Source organism: Acetobacter conturbans, assembly GCF_011516755.1.
In the GTDB taxonomy this organism is placed as follows: domain Bacteria; phylum Pseudomonadota; class Alphaproteobacteria; order Acetobacterales; family Acetobacteraceae; genus Acetobacter; species Acetobacter conturbans.
Genome location: NZ_WOSY01000002.1, coordinates 261,615 through 277,041, shown reverse-complemented (window position 1 = coordinate 277,041; position 15,427 = coordinate 261,615). Strand labels below are relative to the sequence as shown.

Genomic DNA, 15,427 nt, shown 5'->3' with positions numbered 1-15,427 from the left:
GAGGGGTATTCGCGGTCATGGGTTTCCGGTCCGAAGTGGGGTCAGCCTCGCTGGGTCAGAAGGCACATCAGGGTGAAAAGTCGCCGGGCGGTCGGACGGTCCATGGCGATCTTGCCATTGAGACGTTCGATCAGCAGGTCTGCGGCCTCATCATGAACGGCGCGCCGTCCCATGTCGATGGCCTGTACCTTCGTGCGGTTGCCTTCTTCCATGGCGGCCTCGAAGCTGTCGATCATCAGGGCGTAATCCTTGATCAGACGGCCGAAAGGCGAAAGGGCGATCACATGGGCATACAGAGGCATGTCCTCTTCGTTGCGCACGTCGAACACCAAGCCTGAATGACCCTGCACCGAGATATGCAGGATGAACGGTCCGGTCAGCCCTTCAGGCCGGAAATGCGCGGTCTGGCAGAGATCGACAATGGCCTGCTCGCGATCCTTGCGGCGCTCGGGATGGGCGTCCGTCGCTGGATTCAGGGCCGTGGCGAGCACCACCCCCATCAGGGCATCCGGACGGTCGTACGGAAGAGTGGGCTCATCCTGTCGGCTTCGGGCGTGTAAAAGCTTGCTCACAGATGCATCTCCGCTCCGGTCCCGACCGGTGCTTTTTTCTTGTTTTTCTTTGCTGGTGCCAGACACTGTCTTGGGAGGACGCAGGTCATTCTGGCACAGATGATGCTCGCAAATCTTGCAAATCCCAGGGGAAAATCCCGTGTAATTCTGCGAATTGTCCGATTGAAAAAATCACACTCTCGTGATGATCGAGTGCGTGTTCTGCTTGTCAGCTTCCGCCAGAGTGCTTATGAGGAGCCGCCAACGGTCGGGAACCCGAGGCGGAATGTCACGACGGCCCGTTTCCCGTGGCGACGGCGCATCAAACGCCGCAGTGTCGAGTCGACACACAAGCCGGGAAACACGGTCAAAGTCGAGGAATCCGGGTGCGCACTGCGCGCCCTGAGCATGAAACCGGGACGCCCGCAACACACGAGAGGGGCTCCGCGTCATGGCTATTTCAGGTTCTCTTTACGATCGCATTACGGACGCCCTGGCTTTCGATGACGTGCTGATGGTGCCGGGCGCCTCCGATGTTCTGCCTGCTCATGCCGATACCCGCACGCGCCTGACACGGACCATCGACCTCAACATTCCGCTCGTCTCGGCGGCGATGGACACCGTCACGGAATACGCGATGGCCATTGCCATGGCGCAGCACGGCGGGCTTGGCGTCATTCACAAGAATTTTGAGCCGGAAGAGCAGGCCGAACAGGTCCGCCGCGTGAAGCGCTTCGAATCCGGCATGGTTGTCGATCCCGTCACGGTCGGCCCCGACCAGACGCTGGCCGAGGTGCTCGCCATCATGCAGCATCATGGCATCAGCGGTCTTCCCGTGGTCGAGCCGACGACGACGAAGCTCATCGGCGTGCTGACAAATCGCGACGTGCGTTTCGCGACGGACCCGAACCAGAAAGTCAGCGAACTCATGACGCGCGACAATCTGGTGACCGTTCGTCACGGCGCGGCTCCGGACGTAGCCCGCCAGTTGCTGCACAAGCATCGCATAGAGAAATTGCTGGTGGTCGATGACGCCAACCGCTGCATCGGCATCATCACGGTCAAGGACATGGATAAGGCAGTTGCTCATCCGCTGGCGATCAAGGATGGGATGGGTCGTCTGCGCTGCGCCGCCGCCACGGGCGTGGGTGATGACGGCTTCAGGCGCGCCCAGCTCCTGATCGAGGCAGGGGTCGACGTTCTGGTCGTGGATACGGCGCACGGCCATTCCTCCGGCGTTCTGCGCGCCGTCGAGCGTATCAAGACGACCAATAGCGAAGTGCAGATCATTGCCGGGAACGTCGCCACGCCGGAAGCGGCGCGGGCGCTCATCGAGGTCGGTGCGGATGGCGTGAAGATCGGCATCGGTCCTGGCTCGATCTGCACCACGCGGGTTGTGGCGGGTGTCGGTGTGCCTCAGTTCTCTGCCGTGCTCGAAACGGCGGCGGCCTGCCATGAAGCCAATGTGCCAGCCATCGCTGATGGTGGTGTGCGGACTTCCGGTGATCTGGTGAAGGCTATCGCTGCCGGTGGCGACGCGGTCATGGTCGGTTCGCTGCTGGCGGGCGCGGAGGAAGCGCCGGGCGAGGTGTTCCTCTATGAAGGACGTTCCTACAAATCCTATCGCGGCATGGGCAGCCTTGGCGCGATGGCGCGGGGGTCCGCCGATCGTTACTTCCAGCAGGAAGTCAAGGATACGCAGAAGATGGTGCCGGAAGGCATTGAAGGTCGCGTGCCCTATAAGGGAGCGATGGGGGCTGTCGTGCACCAGCTCGTGGGTGGCCTGAAGGCGGGAATGGGTTACACCGGGTCAGCGACGATCCGTGACCTCCAGACAAAGACCCGTTTCCGTCGTATCACCAATGCCGGTCTGCGTGAGAGCCACGTCCATGACGTGTCCATCACGCGTGAGGCGCCGAACTATCGCCGCGACTGAGACGATGGTTCGTGGGAGAGATTTCGGTCTCTCCCGATTTTTCAGTAACTCCCGACTTCGGATCAGGACGCAGGATCACCGATGACGCCCTCTGCCCGGCTTGCGGCCGCGATCGACCTTCTGGCGGAGATGGACGCCGCTCCCCGTCGTCCTGCTGACGCCACAGCCAATAGTTTTTTCCGCGACAGGCGTTTCATTGGCGGCGGTGACCGTCGCGCCATTTCCGCCATCGTATGGGATGTGATGCGTCACTGGCGGCGTTCAGGATGGCTGATCGAGCGGGCGGGCGGCACCGCGACGCCGCGTCTGCGTGTCGCGGCGAGAGAGATCCTGTCCGGCGTGAGCTTTGGCGATGTTTCGCAGGCTTTCGTGGAAGGAAAGTTCGCGCCCGGAGCCCTGACGCGCGATGAACGGCATGTTCTTGAATCGCTGACATCCGGCAAACATGACGGGACGGACATGCCGCGCGCGGTGCGTCTGGAGGTGCCTGACTGGCTCCTGCCTCACCTTGAAGCCACGTTCGGTGACACGCTGGACAACGAACTCGCGGCCATGAGTGGCGAGGCGACGCTTGACCTGCGGGTGAACACGCTCCGTTGCACGCGCGAGGAGGCGAGGGATGCTCTTGCCCGCGACGGTCTGCGCGCCGAATTCACGACGCTTTCGCCGTGGGGGCTGCGTCTTCCGGGACGTCAGCCGGTGACGGCCTGCGGGGCATTCAAGGACGGTCTGGTCGAAATTCAGGACGAAGGCAGCCAGCTTGTGGTGGCCATGCTCGGTGCGCGTCCCGAAATGCGCATTCTGGATTACTGTGCAGGGGCGGGCGGCAAGACGCTGGCCATCGCCATGATGATGCAGAACCGCGGGCATATCGTTGCGTGCGATGTCTCGGTTCCGCGCCTTGAGGGAGCGGTCAAACGGCTCCGTCGCGCGGGAATCCACAATGCCGAACGGCATCTGCTGGTGCCGGGCGACAAATGGGCCAAACGCCGGGCCGCATCTTTCGACCGGGTGCTGGTCGATGCGCCCTGCACCGGGACGGGCACATGGCGGCGTAACCCGGATGCGCGGGTGCGGCTGGAAGAAACCGATCTGCAGGAACTGACCGTCAAACAGGCCGAGATTCTGGAGCGTGCCGCAGCACTGGTCCGGCCTGGTGGTCGGCTGGTTTATGCGACCTGTTCGATTCTGGACGCCGAGAATCGGGATCAGATCACGGCTTTCCTCGACCGGCACCCCGACTTTGCATCCGTGCTGCCAGATGCGCCCGAAGTGCCGGAGACGCTGGCAGGTTCGCCAATGCTGTCCCTGACGCCGGGGCGTAACGGCACTGACGGTTTCTTCGCCGCCGTGCTGGAACGCAAGGAGGGCTGACGCGCCATCGTTCCGTTTGACCGGAATGGCGGAGAACGTCATCATGACGCCATGATCCTGCTGATCGACAATTATGACAGCTTCACCTTCAACCTCGTCCATTATCTCGGGGAGTTGGGGGAGCAATGCGAGGTTCACCGCAACGATGCGCTGAGTGTCGCGGAGGTTGTGGCCCGCAAGCCGGAAGCCATTGTGCTGTCACCCGGTCCCTGCACGCCGAACGAGGCGGGCATCTGCTGCGACCTGATCGGGGCGCTGGCGCCGACGACCCCGATCCTCGGTGTGTGTCTGGGCCATCAGGCCATCGGTCAGGTTTTCGGCGGCAAGGTGATCCGTGCCCCCGAACCGGTTCACGGCAAGGTCTGGCCGGTTTATCACGACAACGCGGACGTGTTCGCCGGACTGCCGAACCCGGTGCAGGTTACGCGCTATCACAGCCTCGTTGTGGAGGCGTCCTCGCTTCCGGATGTGCTGGAACGCACGGCCTGGACGGACGATGGCCTCATCATGGGCCTGCGTCACCGCCAGTATCCGGTTCATGGCGTGCAGTTCCACCCGGAAAGCATCGCGTCCGAAGGCGGCCATGACATGCTGCGGAATTTCCTGTCGATTGCGCGGGGCTGGAACGATGCCCGGCATGCGGCTTAGAGGTTTTCCCGTGTCGGCAGGATTTTGGTCATGACGATCCCATCCAGCTCATCCGTTGAGAACCACGAGCGTTTTGGGGCGGTGCTTCGACACGTTGCCAGTGGAGCGCCGCTGAGCGAAAAAGAGTCGGAAGAGGCTTTCAGCCTGATTATGGACGGGACCGTGAGCGATGTTCAGATCGCCGGTTTCCTGATGGCCCTGCGTTCGCGGGGGGAGACGCCCGATGAACTGCTGGGTGCCGTGCGCGCCATCCGGTCACGCATGAAGGCGCTCCATGAGCCGCCCGCTAATGCCATCGATGTCTGCGGCACGGGTGGCGATGGCCACGGAACGCTCAATGTATCCACGGCTGTCTCCTTCGTGCTGGCAGGTCTCGGCGTGCCGGTGGCCAAGCACGGTAACCGGGCGCTGTCGTCGCGGGCTGGTGCGTCGGATGTGCTGACAGCGCTGGGTGTGCCGCTGAAAGATGATATCGCGACGCTCGGCGCTGATCTGCGGGAACGTAATCTCGCCTTCATGGCCGCACCGCATCACCACCCGGCAATGCGTCATGCTGCGGGGGTGCGACGTGCGCTGGGTGTGCGCACACTGTTCAATTTCGTCGGTCCGCTGGTCAATCCGGCCCGTGTGACACGTCAGTTGGTCGGTGTGTCGGATGCCGAGTGGCTGCCTGCAATGGTCGATGTGCTGCAGAAACTCGGATCGGTCCGCGTCTGGGCTGTGTGCGGGGAAGTCCCCGACGTGGCGCGGAAATGGATCGATGAAGTGACCCTCGCCGGTCCGACACATGTGGAAGCACTGGAAAACGGTCACCGTTTCAGGCTTGTGCTGGAGCCTGAAATGGCCGGTCTGCCTTCGGCTCCGGTGTCAGCCATTGCAGGCGGAGGTCCGCAGGAAAACGCAGCGGCGCTGGAAGCCTTGTTAGGTGGTGCGCACGGTCCCTATCGTGATACCGTCCTCTTCAATGCAGCCTGTGCGCTGCATGTGGCAGGCAAAGGGTCCGTGCTGCGGACAGACGGGACAGTGCATCCGGCAATGCTCCGCGAACTGGTCGGAGTGGTTGCCGGCGCGATTGATGGTGGCGCCGCAATGGCTGCTCTCCGGTCGGCGCGTGAGTCTGCCTGACTGACCGGTTTCAGGGTCGGGAATTTTCGCCGGGATGACGTGGTAGCGCTCGGCGTCGTGATGCCTTAATGTATCAAGAGAATGCGAGTGGCCTTGTTCGGGTCAGTCCACGCTCATTTGTGAGACGGAGATATGATGAACGAGACATCGGATCAGGCGACCTCTGAGGTGACGACGGCCCACGAAGGTGAACCGTCAGACGTTCTTGGTCGTATAGTTGCCCGCACGCGGATCGAGGTGGGGCACCGTTCGACCCTGCTCAGTCTCAAGGACATCACCGCCAAAGCACTGGAAACGCATTTTTCGCCGCGCGGTTTCGGTCGGGCGCTAAAAGAAAAGACAGCCGACCTCCAGCCGGGCCTGATCGCCGAGATCAAGAAGGCATCGCCTTCAGCCGGACTGCTGCGTGATCATTATGATCCGGCGGCTATCGCGAAATCCTATGAAGCGGCAGGCGCTGCCTGTCTTTCTGTCCTGACGGAAAGCTCCTGCTTCCACGGTGCGAACGAGGACCTTGTGACGGCGCGCGCCGCCTGTCAGCTTCCGGTGCTCCGTAAGGATTTCATCATTGATCCGTGGCAGGTCTATGAAAGCCGCATCATCGGCGCGGACTGCATTCTCCTGATCCTGGCGATCCTGACGGATGATGAAGCCGCAGGTCTGGTCGATCACGCCAAGGGGCTCGACATGGATGTGCTGGTCGAGGTGCATTCGGAAGAAGAGCTGAACCGGGCGCTGGCGCTCGACACCTCTCTGGTCGGCATCAACAACCGCAATCTGAAAACTCTGACAACCGATCTCGAAATGACGATGAAGCTCGCGCCTCTGGTGCCGCCCGACAAGATCATCGTTTCGGAAAGCGGCATCAAGACGAACATGGACATCAAACGTCTTTCGTCCGTCGGCGCGAGCGGTTTTCTGGTGGGAGAATCCCTTCTGAGAAATCCCGATCCGGGAGAAGGGCTGAAAGCGCTGCTGGCTCCGGTCTGATCCACCATCATGAGTGAATACAGCCCGCAGGGTAGAGAAGGCAGCGTCGTCGGCGTCGATGGTTTTACCCATCTGGACGCGGAAGGGCGTGCAGTCATGGTGGATGTCTCCGCCAAGGCTTCGACAGAACGTCTTGCCGTCGCCCGGGGGCGCATCGACATTCGTTCCGATGTGCTTGATCTGATCGTCCGGGGGGCGACCCCGAAGGGCGACGTCCTTGCCGCAGGGCGGATCGCCGGAATCATGGCTGGCAAAAAGACCTCCGATCTCATCCCGCTATGTCATCCGATTGGCCTGACATCGCTGAAAGTTTTCATCACACCGGATGAAAAAGGACTGGAGATCGAGGCGATTGCCAAAACGACCGGCCCGACCGGCGTGGAGATGGAAGCGCTCACGGCTGTCAGTGTCGCCGCGCTGACCCTGTATGACATGTGCAAGGCGCTCGATCGGGAAATGCGGATTGGCGATATCCGGCTGATGCAAAAAACGGGCGGTCGTTCCGGAGATTTCCAGCGTGCGTGACAGCGCGGCGGTGGAGTGGCAACTGATGCAGTCCCTCCAGTCTGCCCAGGAAAATTTTTCGGCCGCGTTATGGAAAATTTTCCTCGTTGATATCCGGAAAGTCGTCGCGAAAGCGGGGGGATGTGTGCCCGCACCGATACAGCGGACTTGCAGAAAGATTCGTCTGCGTTATCAATCGGACGCGATGAAACTAAGGATGCGACAGGCATTTCCCGTCGAAAGACAATTCCATGTACTTCGTGAGAGACCTGTCTATTTCAGCCAGATGATATCCATCCCGATAATAAAACTATTGGTCGCGAAATTGTTTTCGAAACTTTGGAATTGCAGAGCGTATCAGATCCTGAAAACCGATGAGGTAAAGGCAACTCCATGACCGAAACGAACATCTCGGGACAATCTCGTCCTGACGGCGCCGCGGATGGCCGGAATCACCCGGGACTGACGACGGATCAGTTGAAGCAGGCCTATTACGACATGCTCCTGATCCGCCGTTTCGAGGAAAAGGCCGGTCAGCTTTACGGCATGGGCCTGATCGGCGGGTTCTGCCATCTCTACATCGGACAGGAAGCCGTGGTCGTGGGTGTGCAGATGGCACAGAAGCCCGGTGACAAGGTGATCACTTCCTACCGCGATCATGGGCAGATGCTGGCGGCTGGCATGGACCCTCGCGGCGTCATGGCGGAACTGACGGGCCGCGCCACGGGTCTTTCCCACGGCAAGGGCGGCTCGATGCACATGTTCTCGCGCGAAAAGAACTTCTATGGCGGTCATGGCATCGTCGGTGCGCAGGTTTCGCTCGGTATCGGGCTGGCCTTCGCCAACAAATATCGCGGCACGGATGAGGTCTCGCTCACCTATTATGGCGAGGGCGCTTCCAATCAGGGGCAGGTTTACGAGAGCTTTAATCTCGCGGCCCTGCACAAGCTGCCCTGTGTGTTCATTCTCGAAAACAACCGCTACGGTATGGGAACGAGCGTCGAGCGCGCGTCGGCATCCAAGGAACTGTGGCGCAACGGTGAGCCCTGGGGCATCCCGGGCAAGCAGGTCGACGGCATGGATGTGGAAGCGGTGAACGCTGCCGCGCAGGAGGCTGTTGCCCACTGCCGCGCGGGCAAAGGGCCGTATCTTCTGGAGATGTCGACCTATCGTTATCGCGGACACTCGATGTCCGATCCGGCGAAATATCGTCAGCGCACGGAAGTCGATGAGATCCGGCAGCATCGTGATCCTATCGACCATGTCCGTAATCTGCTCAGGACCGCAGGCGTGGAAGATGCCGAATTCAAGAAAGTCGAAGACAAGGTGAAGGAAATCGTCGCCGAGGCGACAGAATTCGCCAAGACCAGTCCGGAGCCTGATCCTTCGGAACTGTTTACCGACGTGCTGGTAGGGGAATAAGACGGATGGCTATTGATATCCTGATGCCAGCGCTGTCGCCGACGATGACCGAAGGCAAACTGGCCAAGTGGAACAAGAAGGAAGGCGACACCGTCTCTTCCGGAGATGTGATCGCTGAAATCGAGACCGACAAGGCGACGATGGAAGTCGAAGCCGTGGACGAGGGCGTGCTCGGCAAGATCCTTGTGCCGGAAGGCTCGGAAGGTGTGGCAGTGAACACACCGATCGCCATTCTGGTTGAGCAAGGCGAGGCCGTTCCCGATGCGCCGTCCGCAGGGAGCGCTCCCGTAACGTCTTCCCGCGAAGAGCCCAAAGCTGCAGCTTCGGTTGCCGTGCCCGCTCCGACACCGGTTTCCGAGCCGGAAAAAGACTGGGGTGAGACGAGCGAGATCACAGTGCGTGAGGCGCTTCGCGATGCGATGGCGGCAGAACTGCGCCGCGATCCGGATGTGTTCCTGCTTGGCGAGGAAGTCGCCCAGTATCAGGGTGCCTACAAGGTTTCGCAGGGTCTGCTGGAAGAGTTCGGCGAGAAGCGCGTGATCGACATGCCGATCACCGAGCATGGCTTTGCGGGTATGGCCACGGGTGCTGCGATGACCGGCCTGAAGCCGATCGTCGAGTTCATGACCATGAACTTCTCCTTGCAGGCCATCGACCACATCATCAACTCGGCGGCCAAGACGCACTACATGTCCGGTGGCCAGATCTCCTGTCCGATCGTGTTCCGTGGCCCGAATGGTGCAGCGGCGCGCGTCGGCGCGCAGCATTCGCAGTGCTTCGGCAGCTGGTACGCCCATGTGCCGGGCCTGAAGGTCGTGGCTCCGTGGTCGGCAGCCGATGCGAAGGGCCTGCTCCGTGCGGCCATCCGCGATCCGAACCCGGTGGTCTTTCTCGAGAACGAGATTCTCTACGGTCAGAAGTTCGCCTGCCCGGTGGATGAGGACTTCATCCTGCCGATCGGCAAGGCGAAGGTTGAGCGTCAGGGCAAGGACGTGACCATCGTGGCGTTCTCCATCAGCGTCGGGACGGCTCTGGCTGCTGCCGAACTGCTGGCGGAAAAGGGTATTGATGCCGAGGTGATCAATCTCCGCACGCTGCGTCCGCTCGACACCGCGACGATCGTCGAGAGCGTGAAGAAGACCAGTCGTCTCGTCACGGTTGAGGAAGGCTGGCCGTATGCCGGTATCGGCGCGGAAGTGGCCATGCAGGTGATCGAGCACGCCTTCGACTGGCTCGATGCGCCGCCGGTGCGCGTGGCTGGCCTCGACGTGCCGATGCCGTTTGCCGCCAACCTTGAGAAGCTGGCCCTGCCGCAGCCCGACTGGGTTGTGGACGCCGTCACCAAAATCGTCTGAGGGGAAGACATCATGGCTATCGATATCCTGATGCCCGCTCTTTCGCCGACGATGACCGAAGGCAAGCTGGCCAAGTGGAACAAGAAAGAAGGCGACACCGTTTCGTCCGGTGACGTGATTGCCGAGATCGAGACGGATAAGGCCACGATGGAAGTCGAGGCCGTGGACGAGGGTGTGCTCGGCAAGATCCTTGTGCCGGAAGGCACGGAGGGCGTGGCGGTCAACACGCCGATCGCCATTCTGGTTGAGGAAGGTGAGGAGGTTCCGGCAGGACCGTCCTCTGCTCCCGCAGCCGCACCAAAGGCCGAGGCAGCTTCTGCTTCACCGAAAGCGGCGGCTCCGGCCCCGCAGGTCAAGGCTTCGGTGGAAAAAGGCAACCGCGTTTTCGCCTCTCCGCTGGCGAAGCGGATCGCCAAAGATGCAGGCATCGACCTGTCCACCCTGAAAGGCAGCGGCCCCAACGGACGTATCGTCAAGAAGGATGTGGAAGCCGCGAAAGCTGGTGGTGGAGTAGCCGCAGCGAAGTCCGCTCCGGTCGCAGCCTACACACCGGGCGGCACGACAAGCACGCCGCATTCCACCATGCGCAAGGTCATCGCCCGTCGCCTGACGGAATCGAAGACGACCATTCCGCATTTCTATGTGTCGGTGGACATCAAACTCGACGCGCTGCTCGCTCTGCGCAGCCAGCTTAACGCGGCATCGCCTGCCGAAGGGCCGGACGCGTTCAAGCTGTCGGTCAACGATATGCTGATCAAGGCCGCCGCTGTCACGCTGCGTCGTATCAAAGGCGTCAATGTCTCGTTCACGGACGAAGCACTGATCGAGTATAACGACGTGGACATTTCGGTGGCTGTTTCCATCCCGGATGGCCTCATCACGCCGATCATCCGGCAGGCCGACCGCAAGTCCCTGCGTGAGATCAGCACCGAGATGAAAGACCTCGCGGCCCGTGCCCGCGCGGGCAAGCTGAAGCCGGAAGAGTTCCAGGGTGGATCGTTCTCGATCTCCAACATGGGCATGTTCGGCGTCAGTTCCTTCTCTGCGATCATCAACCCGCCACAGGCCGGTATCCTTGCCATCGCGGCAGGCGAGAAGCGGCCCGTGGTGAAAGATGACGGTTCGCTGGGTATGGCAACGGTGATGACGACCACGCTGTCGGTCGATCACCGCGCCATCGACGGTGCGCTGGCGGCGAAGTGGTCCGCCACCTTCCGCGATGTGGTCGAAAGTCCGTTTACGCTCGTCGTCTGACAGGCCGTTCCGTTCGTCGGCGCGGGCATGAACCGCTCGCCCGACGGACGTTCAATCAGGAAATATCACATGAGCACCACTGATTTTGATCTGGTTGTCGTAGGCGGCGGTCCCGGCGGCTATGTGGCGGCCCTTCGCGCAGCCCAGCTCAAGCTGTCGGTTGCAGTCGTGGAGGCCAGCCATCTGGGCGGTATCTGCCTGAACTGGGGCTGCATCCCGACCAAGGCGCTGCTCCGCGCTTCTGAAATCAATCATCTCCTGCATGATCTCGGGCAGTTCGGCTTTGCCGTGGACAATCCCCGCTTCGATTTCCAGAAGGTGGTGGGCCGTTCGCGCGCTGTGTCGAAGCAGCTTTCGGGTGGTGTGGGACATCTGCTGAAGAAGGCGAAGGTGCCGGTTTTCGACGGGTTTGCGAAACTGGCCGGAACAGATGGCAAGAAGCGCAAGGTGGAAGTGGCGCTGAAGGATGGAAAATCCATCACGCTGACCGCGAAGAACGTCATTCTGGCAACCGGTGCCCGCGCCCGGACGCTGCCCGGACTGGAGCCGGACGGCAAGTTCGTCTGGTCCTACCGCGAGGCGCTGGTGCCTGACGAACTGCCGAAGCGCCTGCTGGTGATCGGCTCCGGCGCGATTGGCACCGAGTTCGCCTCCTTCTATCGTAACATGGGTTCCGAAGTGACGCTGGTAGAGGTCGCGGATCGCGTTCTGCCGGTTGAAGACGAGGAAATCAGCGATCTGGCTCGTAAGGCTTTCGAGAAGCAGGGAATGAAGGTTCTCACGGGCGCGAAGCTCGGCACGCTGAAGAAGTCCGACAAGGATGTGTCGGTCGAGATCGAAGCGGCTGGCAAGAAAGAAACCTTCACGTTTGATCGGGTGATTTCAGCGGTTGGTATTGTCGGCAACGTCGAGAATATCGGGCTTGAGGGCACGAAGATTGTCGTGGATCGCACCCATATCGTGACCGACGATCTCTGCCGCACTGGTGAGCCGGGCGTGTTCGCCATCGGTGACGTGGCCGGTGCTCCCTGGCTGGCGCACAAGGCGAGCCACGAGGCCGTCATGTGCGTGGAAGCTATTGCCGGAAAGCATGTGCATCCGATTGATGTCACGAAGATTCCGGGCTGCACCTACTGCCGTCCGCAGGTTGCCTCCGTTGGTTATACGGAAGCCAGAGCGAAAGAGGCTGGTCACGAAGTGCGCGTCGGCCGCTTCCCGTTCATCGGTAACGGCAAGGCCATCGCCATGGGTGAGCCGGAAGGGCTGGTGAAGGTGGTGTTTGACGCCAAAACCGGCGAGTTGCTCGGGGCGCACATGATCGGCGCGGAAGTGACTGAGATGATTCAGGGCTACGTCATCGCCCGTAGTGGCGAACTGACAGAAGCGGAACTGAAAGAAACCATCTTCCCGCATCCGACGATCTCTGAGTCGATGCATGAAGCAGTTCTTGCCGCCTATGACGGGGCGCTGCATTTCTAGTTGATAAGTGTATTGGCTTCCGGACCTGTAATCTGGCAATCCGGAAGCCAATACATGGTAACATCTTACAGGAAACGAGTGGTATTCCTGTAATTACACAACGACCAGTGATGTGTTCTTTTCCACGGTGTCGCTTTTAACGCCCAGCACCAGCCGAAGCGCTGCCGGATAAAGCACATGCTCCTGCGCGAGCACCCGTGCAGCGAGGGCGTCCGCTGTATCCTCGCGTGGAAACACGGGCACAGCCGCCTGAGCGATAATCGGTCCTTCATCCATGCCCGCCGTCACATGATGCACTGTGCAACCATGCACCCGCACGCCCGCTTCAAGCGCCCGTTCATGCGTATGCGTGCCGGGGAAGAGGGGTAGGAGGCTGGGATGAATGTTGATCATCTTCCCCGCCCATGCGTCCGTCAGAAAGGGCGTCAGCAGGCGCATATAGCCAGCGAGACAGATGAACTCCGCGCCAGCCTCTTTCAGGCGCGCATCAATCGCGCGCTCATGCGCCTTGCGGTCCTTGCCGAACGGCTTGTGCGGGACGGCTTCCGCCCGTAATCCCGCCTGCCGAGCGAAATCCAGCCCCGGCGCGTCTTCCTTATTGCTCAGTACCAGCACCACGCGGGCCGGGAAATCCGGCTCGGCGCAGGCCGCGATCAGGGAGCGCATATTGCTCCCGCGACCGCTGATGAGGATGGCGAGGGGGGTCTTGCGAACGGTCACAGTCAACAATCCTCAGGCGTGCCTGAAATCCGGTGAAATCGTCATTTCAAGCGGTGCCGCAGTATCGCTTTCCGCAGCTTCGATCTGGCCGAGCACGACGGGCGTTTCACCCATTTCGCTCAGGCGCGCCATGACGAGGTCGGGTTTCGGGGTGATGAGCACCATGCCGATCCCGCAATTGAACACACGCAGCATTTCTTCCGTCGAGACACCGCCTGCCGTCGCCAGCCAGCCGAACACCGGAGCCGGGGTCCACGGTCCATCGATCACGGCTTTGGTGCCGTTGGGGAGAACGCGCGGCAGGTTGCCCGGCAGGCCGCCGCCGGTGATGTGAGCCGCTCCGCTCAGCAGCCCTTCACGGTGCAGGGCGAGCACCTGAGAGACATAGAGACGGGTGGGCGTCATCAGCGCTTCGCCAACGGTCTGGCCGGGGGCAAAGGGAGCGGCATCGTTCAGGGTGAGGCCTGACTTTTCCAGAATACGGCGAACCAGCGAGAACCCGTTGGAATGAACGCCGCTGGATGTGAGACCGATCAGCGCATCGCCGGGGCGGATGGTGCCGGGGAGGAGTTTGCCGCGTTCCGCCGCACCGACCGAAAAACCGGCGAGGTCATAGTGGCCGGGAGCATACATGCCCGGCATTTCGGCCGTTTCACCACCGACAAGGGCGCAGCCGGACAGGCGGCAGCCTTCGGCAATGCCGCGCACGACCTTGCTGGCGTCTTCGACCGCGAGCTTGCCGGTCGCAAAATAGTCGAGGAAGAACAGCGGCTCCGCCCCCTGCACGACAAGGTCGTTGACGCACATGGCCACGAGGTCGATGCCGACCGTATCATGCAGTCCGCTGTCGATGGCGAGGTTCAGCTTGGTACCGACACCATCGGTGCAGGAGACGAGGACCGGATCGGAAAAACCGGCGGCTTTCAGGTCGAAGAGTGCCCCGAAACCACCGAGGCCCCCCATCACGCCCGTGCGGGTGGTTGCCTTGGCGGCGGGCTTGATGGCCTCGACAAGGGCGTCGCCCGCTTCGATGTCCACACCAGCCTCACGATAGGTGAGGCCCTGAGATGAGGTGTCCGGGGTGGATGCGTTCATGGCTTCGGCTCGTCTTTTGCGGTATCGGAGAGATCAGCACTCTATTACGGCAGGCGAGGCGGCGCGCATAGCGGTGACGGAACAGGTTTGTGATCCAGAACGCTCCGGCCCCTTCGGTTCCGGGGACGGAAAGCCGGAAGAGGCACGGCAGATGCCCCTGCCTTTTCGGCACGAGCGACGCTTTGACGAGGCCGGATTTGTCGGCGCGCGTTCCAATGCGGCCGCGCGGACGTGGCTGTTCGCCAGCGATGCGCAGAAAAGCTGGTCGGATGGTCGTCTTGTTCTGTGGGGCGGCCCGAGGCGCGGCAAGACGCATCTGCTGCGGCTTTGGGGCCAGCGGCAGGATGCGCTGATCGTGGATGCGGAGCATGGACTGCCCGATGTCGCGACGCTGGTGGAACAGTCGCCCTGCGCCCTGGCGCTGGATGCGTTACCTGATCACGGCGTGGATGAACTGGCGCTTCTGCGGATCATCAACACGTCGAAGGAACGGCAGATCCCCTTGCTGATGACTGCGCGCACGCCGCCGGGACGGTGGCAGGTCTCGCTCCCCGATTTATGCAGCCGCCTCCGGGCGACGATGGTGGTGGAAGTGGGGGCGGCGGAGGATGTGCTGCTGTACCGGCTGATGCTGCGTCTTCTGGCGGAGCGGCAGCTTGTCGTTTCCCGGCATGTGACCGACTGGCTCCTCCACCGTCTTCCGCGTGAGGCCGTGGCCATTGAGGAGGCAGTGCGGCGGATCGATGTCGTCACGCTGGCGACAGCGCAGCCCCTTGATCGTGCGGCCGCGTCCCGCGTGCTCGCAGCGATGCACGAGGACGGTTTTTCAGGCTGATCATCCCTCGCAGATGTGCCGGAATGGCGTCCGGATGCTGTTCTTTCCAAAAATGTCATATGACAAGCGTAGGAAGCGCTCATACGATGGAACGTACGCATAGCGTTTTTTTATAAACAGATGGCTGGATTACAGCCGC

The 15,427-nt window shown here is 61.5% G+C and carries 16 protein-coding genes; 12 read left to right on the top strand and 4 right to left on the bottom strand.

The features are described 5' to 3' along the window. Positions 1–41: 41 nt before the first annotated feature. Both GOB81_RS03355 and GOB81_RS03350 read right to left on the bottom strand, forming a co-directional pair. Positions 42–572, bottom strand: a complete 531-nt coding sequence (locus tag GOB81_RS03355) for a UPF0262 family protein (RefSeq protein WP_173568938.1) — start codon at positions 570–572, stop codon at positions 42–44. 171 nt (positions 573–743) lie between these two features. Next, positions 744–1,004, bottom strand: a complete 261-nt coding sequence (locus GOB81_RS03350; protein WP_173568937.1) for a hypothetical protein — start codon at positions 1,002–1,004, stop codon at positions 744–746. Here GOB81_RS03350 and guaB point away from each other — a divergent pair. The 11 genes from guaB to lpdA all read left to right on the top strand — a co-directional run bounded on the left by guaB (position 1,003) and on the right by lpdA (position 12,638). Then, a complete protein-coding gene (gene guaB, locus GOB81_RS03345) occupies positions 1,003–2,487 on the top strand; it encodes an IMP dehydrogenase (RefSeq protein WP_173568936.1) in 1,485 nt (494 codons plus the stop codon). The two genes, GOB81_RS03350 and guaB, sit on opposite strands and share 2 nt — an antisense overlap. A gap of 81 nt (positions 2,488–2,568) precedes the next feature. Beyond that, positions 2,569–3,861 (top strand): RsmB/NOP family class I SAM-dependent RNA methyltransferase, encoded by a 1,293-nt coding sequence (locus GOB81_RS03340; protein ID WP_173568935.1) that lies wholly within the window; start codon positions 2,569–2,571, stop codon positions 3,859–3,861. A 51-nt stretch (positions 3,862–3,912) separates the two neighbouring features. Next, entirely contained in the window at positions 3,913–4,509 is a 597-nt protein-coding gene (locus GOB81_RS03335) for an anthranilate synthase component II (protein WP_173568934.1), read from the top strand. A gap of 30 nt (positions 4,510–4,539) precedes the next feature. Beyond that, the gene (trpD, locus tag GOB81_RS03330; protein ID WP_173568933.1) at positions 4,540–5,634 is read left to right on the top strand and encodes an anthranilate phosphoribosyltransferase; all 1,095 of its coding nucleotides are present in this window, start codon (positions 4,540–4,542) and stop codon (positions 5,632–5,634) included. A 132-nt stretch (positions 5,635–5,766) separates the two neighbouring features. Beyond that, complete coding sequence (gene trpC, locus GOB81_RS03325) at positions 5,767–6,624, top strand: indole-3-glycerol phosphate synthase TrpC (protein WP_408736892.1); 858 nt, start codon at positions 5,767–5,769, stop codon at positions 6,622–6,624. Between the two features lie 9 nt (positions 6,625–6,633). Beyond that, positions 6,634–7,149, top strand: coding sequence for a cyclic pyranopterin monophosphate synthase MoaC (moaC, locus tag GOB81_RS03320; protein WP_173568932.1), 516 nt, complete (start codon positions 6,634–6,636; stop codon positions 7,147–7,149). Continuing rightward, the gene (locus GOB81_RS03315) at positions 7,142–7,525 is read left to right on the top strand and encodes a hypothetical protein (RefSeq protein ID WP_173568931.1); all 384 of its coding nucleotides are present in this window, start codon (positions 7,142–7,144) and stop codon (positions 7,523–7,525) included. The genes moaC and GOB81_RS03315 overlap by 8 nt, the downstream gene beginning before the upstream one ends. After that, positions 7,522–8,550: a pyruvate dehydrogenase (acetyl-transferring) E1 component subunit alpha gene (pdhA, locus tag GOB81_RS03310; RefSeq protein ID WP_277876866.1), complete on the top strand. Its 1,029-nt coding sequence runs from the start codon at positions 7,522–7,524 to the stop codon at positions 8,548–8,550. The genes GOB81_RS03315 and pdhA overlap by 4 nt, the downstream gene beginning before the upstream one ends. 5 nt (positions 8,551–8,555) lie before the next feature. Further along, positions 8,556–9,905 carry a pyruvate dehydrogenase complex E1 component subunit beta gene (locus GOB81_RS03305; protein ID WP_173568930.1) on the top strand — a complete coding sequence of 450 codons (1,350 nt, stop codon included), beginning with the start codon at positions 8,556–8,558 and terminating at the stop codon, positions 9,903–9,905. 12 nt (positions 9,906–9,917) lie between these two features. Then, on the top strand, positions 9,918–11,159 hold the full coding sequence (locus GOB81_RS03300; protein WP_173568929.1) for a pyruvate dehydrogenase complex dihydrolipoamide acetyltransferase: 1,242 nt from the start codon (positions 9,918–9,920) through the stop codon (positions 11,157–11,159). Positions 11,160–11,228: 69 nt separating this feature from the next. Then, positions 11,229–12,638, top strand: a complete 1,410-nt coding sequence (gene lpdA, locus GOB81_RS03295; protein WP_173568928.1) for a dihydrolipoyl dehydrogenase — start codon at positions 11,229–11,231, stop codon at positions 12,636–12,638. A gap of 93 nt (positions 12,639–12,731) precedes the next feature. On the opposite strand, the gene purN is transcribed toward lpdA, so the two are convergent. Further along, positions 12,732–13,358, bottom strand: coding sequence for a phosphoribosylglycinamide formyltransferase (purN, locus tag GOB81_RS03290; RefSeq protein ID WP_173568927.1), 627 nt, complete (start codon positions 13,356–13,358; stop codon positions 12,732–12,734). 12 nt (positions 13,359–13,370) lie between these two features. Then, positions 13,371–14,453, bottom strand: coding sequence for a phosphoribosylformylglycinamidine cyclo-ligase (gene purM / locus GOB81_RS03285; RefSeq protein ID WP_173568926.1), 1,083 nt, complete (start codon positions 14,451–14,453; stop codon positions 13,371–13,373). Here purM and GOB81_RS03280 point away from each other — a divergent pair. Then, the gene (locus tag GOB81_RS03280; RefSeq protein WP_242010015.1) at positions 14,452–15,288 is read left to right on the top strand and encodes a P-loop NTPase family protein; all 837 of its coding nucleotides are present in this window, start codon (positions 14,452–14,454) and stop codon (positions 15,286–15,288) included. The genes purM and GOB81_RS03280 overlap by 2 nt on opposite strands. Positions 15,289–15,427 lie beyond the last annotated feature (139 nt).

Bases quoted from the DNA above. Each gene is read 5' to 3' on its own strand.
- guaB (WP_173568936.1), top strand. From the start codon at position 1,003: ATGGCTATTTCAGGTTCTCTTTACGATCGCATTACGGACGCCCTGGCT.
- GOB81_RS03350 (WP_173568937.1), bottom strand. From the start codon at position 1,004: ATGACGCGGAGCCCCTCTCGTGTGTTGCGGGCGTCCCGGTTTCATGCT.
- GOB81_RS03340 (WP_173568935.1), top strand. From the start codon at position 2,569: ATGACGCCCTCTGCCCGGCTTGCGGCCGCGATCGACCTTCTGGCGGAG.
- GOB81_RS03335 (WP_173568934.1), top strand. From the start codon at position 3,913: ATGATCCTGCTGATCGACAATTATGACAGCTTCACCTTCAACCTCGTC.
- trpD (WP_173568933.1), top strand. From the start codon at position 4,540: ATGACGATCCCATCCAGCTCATCCGTTGAGAACCACGAGCGTTTTGGG.
- trpC (WP_408736892.1), top strand. From the start codon at position 5,767: ATGATGAACGAGACATCGGATCAGGCGACCTCTGAGGTGACGACGGCC.
- moaC (WP_173568932.1), top strand. From the start codon at position 6,634: ATGAGTGAATACAGCCCGCAGGGTAGAGAAGGCAGCGTCGTCGGCGTC.
- pdhA (WP_277876866.1), top strand. From the start codon at position 7,522: ATGACCGAAACGAACATCTCGGGACAATCTCGTCCTGACGGCGCCGCG.
- GOB81_RS03305 (WP_173568930.1), top strand. From the start codon at position 8,556: ATGGCTATTGATATCCTGATGCCAGCGCTGTCGCCGACGATGACCGAA.
- GOB81_RS03300 (WP_173568929.1), top strand. From the start codon at position 9,918: ATGGCTATCGATATCCTGATGCCCGCTCTTTCGCCGACGATGACCGAA.
- lpdA (WP_173568928.1), top strand. From the start codon at position 11,229: ATGAGCACCACTGATTTTGATCTGGTTGTCGTAGGCGGCGGTCCCGGC.
- GOB81_RS03280 (WP_242010015.1), top strand. From the start codon at position 14,452: ATGGCTTCGGCTCGTCTTTTGCGGTATCGGAGAGATCAGCACTCTATT.
- purM (WP_173568926.1), bottom strand. From the start codon at position 14,453: ATGAACGCATCCACCCCGGACACCTCATCTCAGGGCCTCACCTATCGT.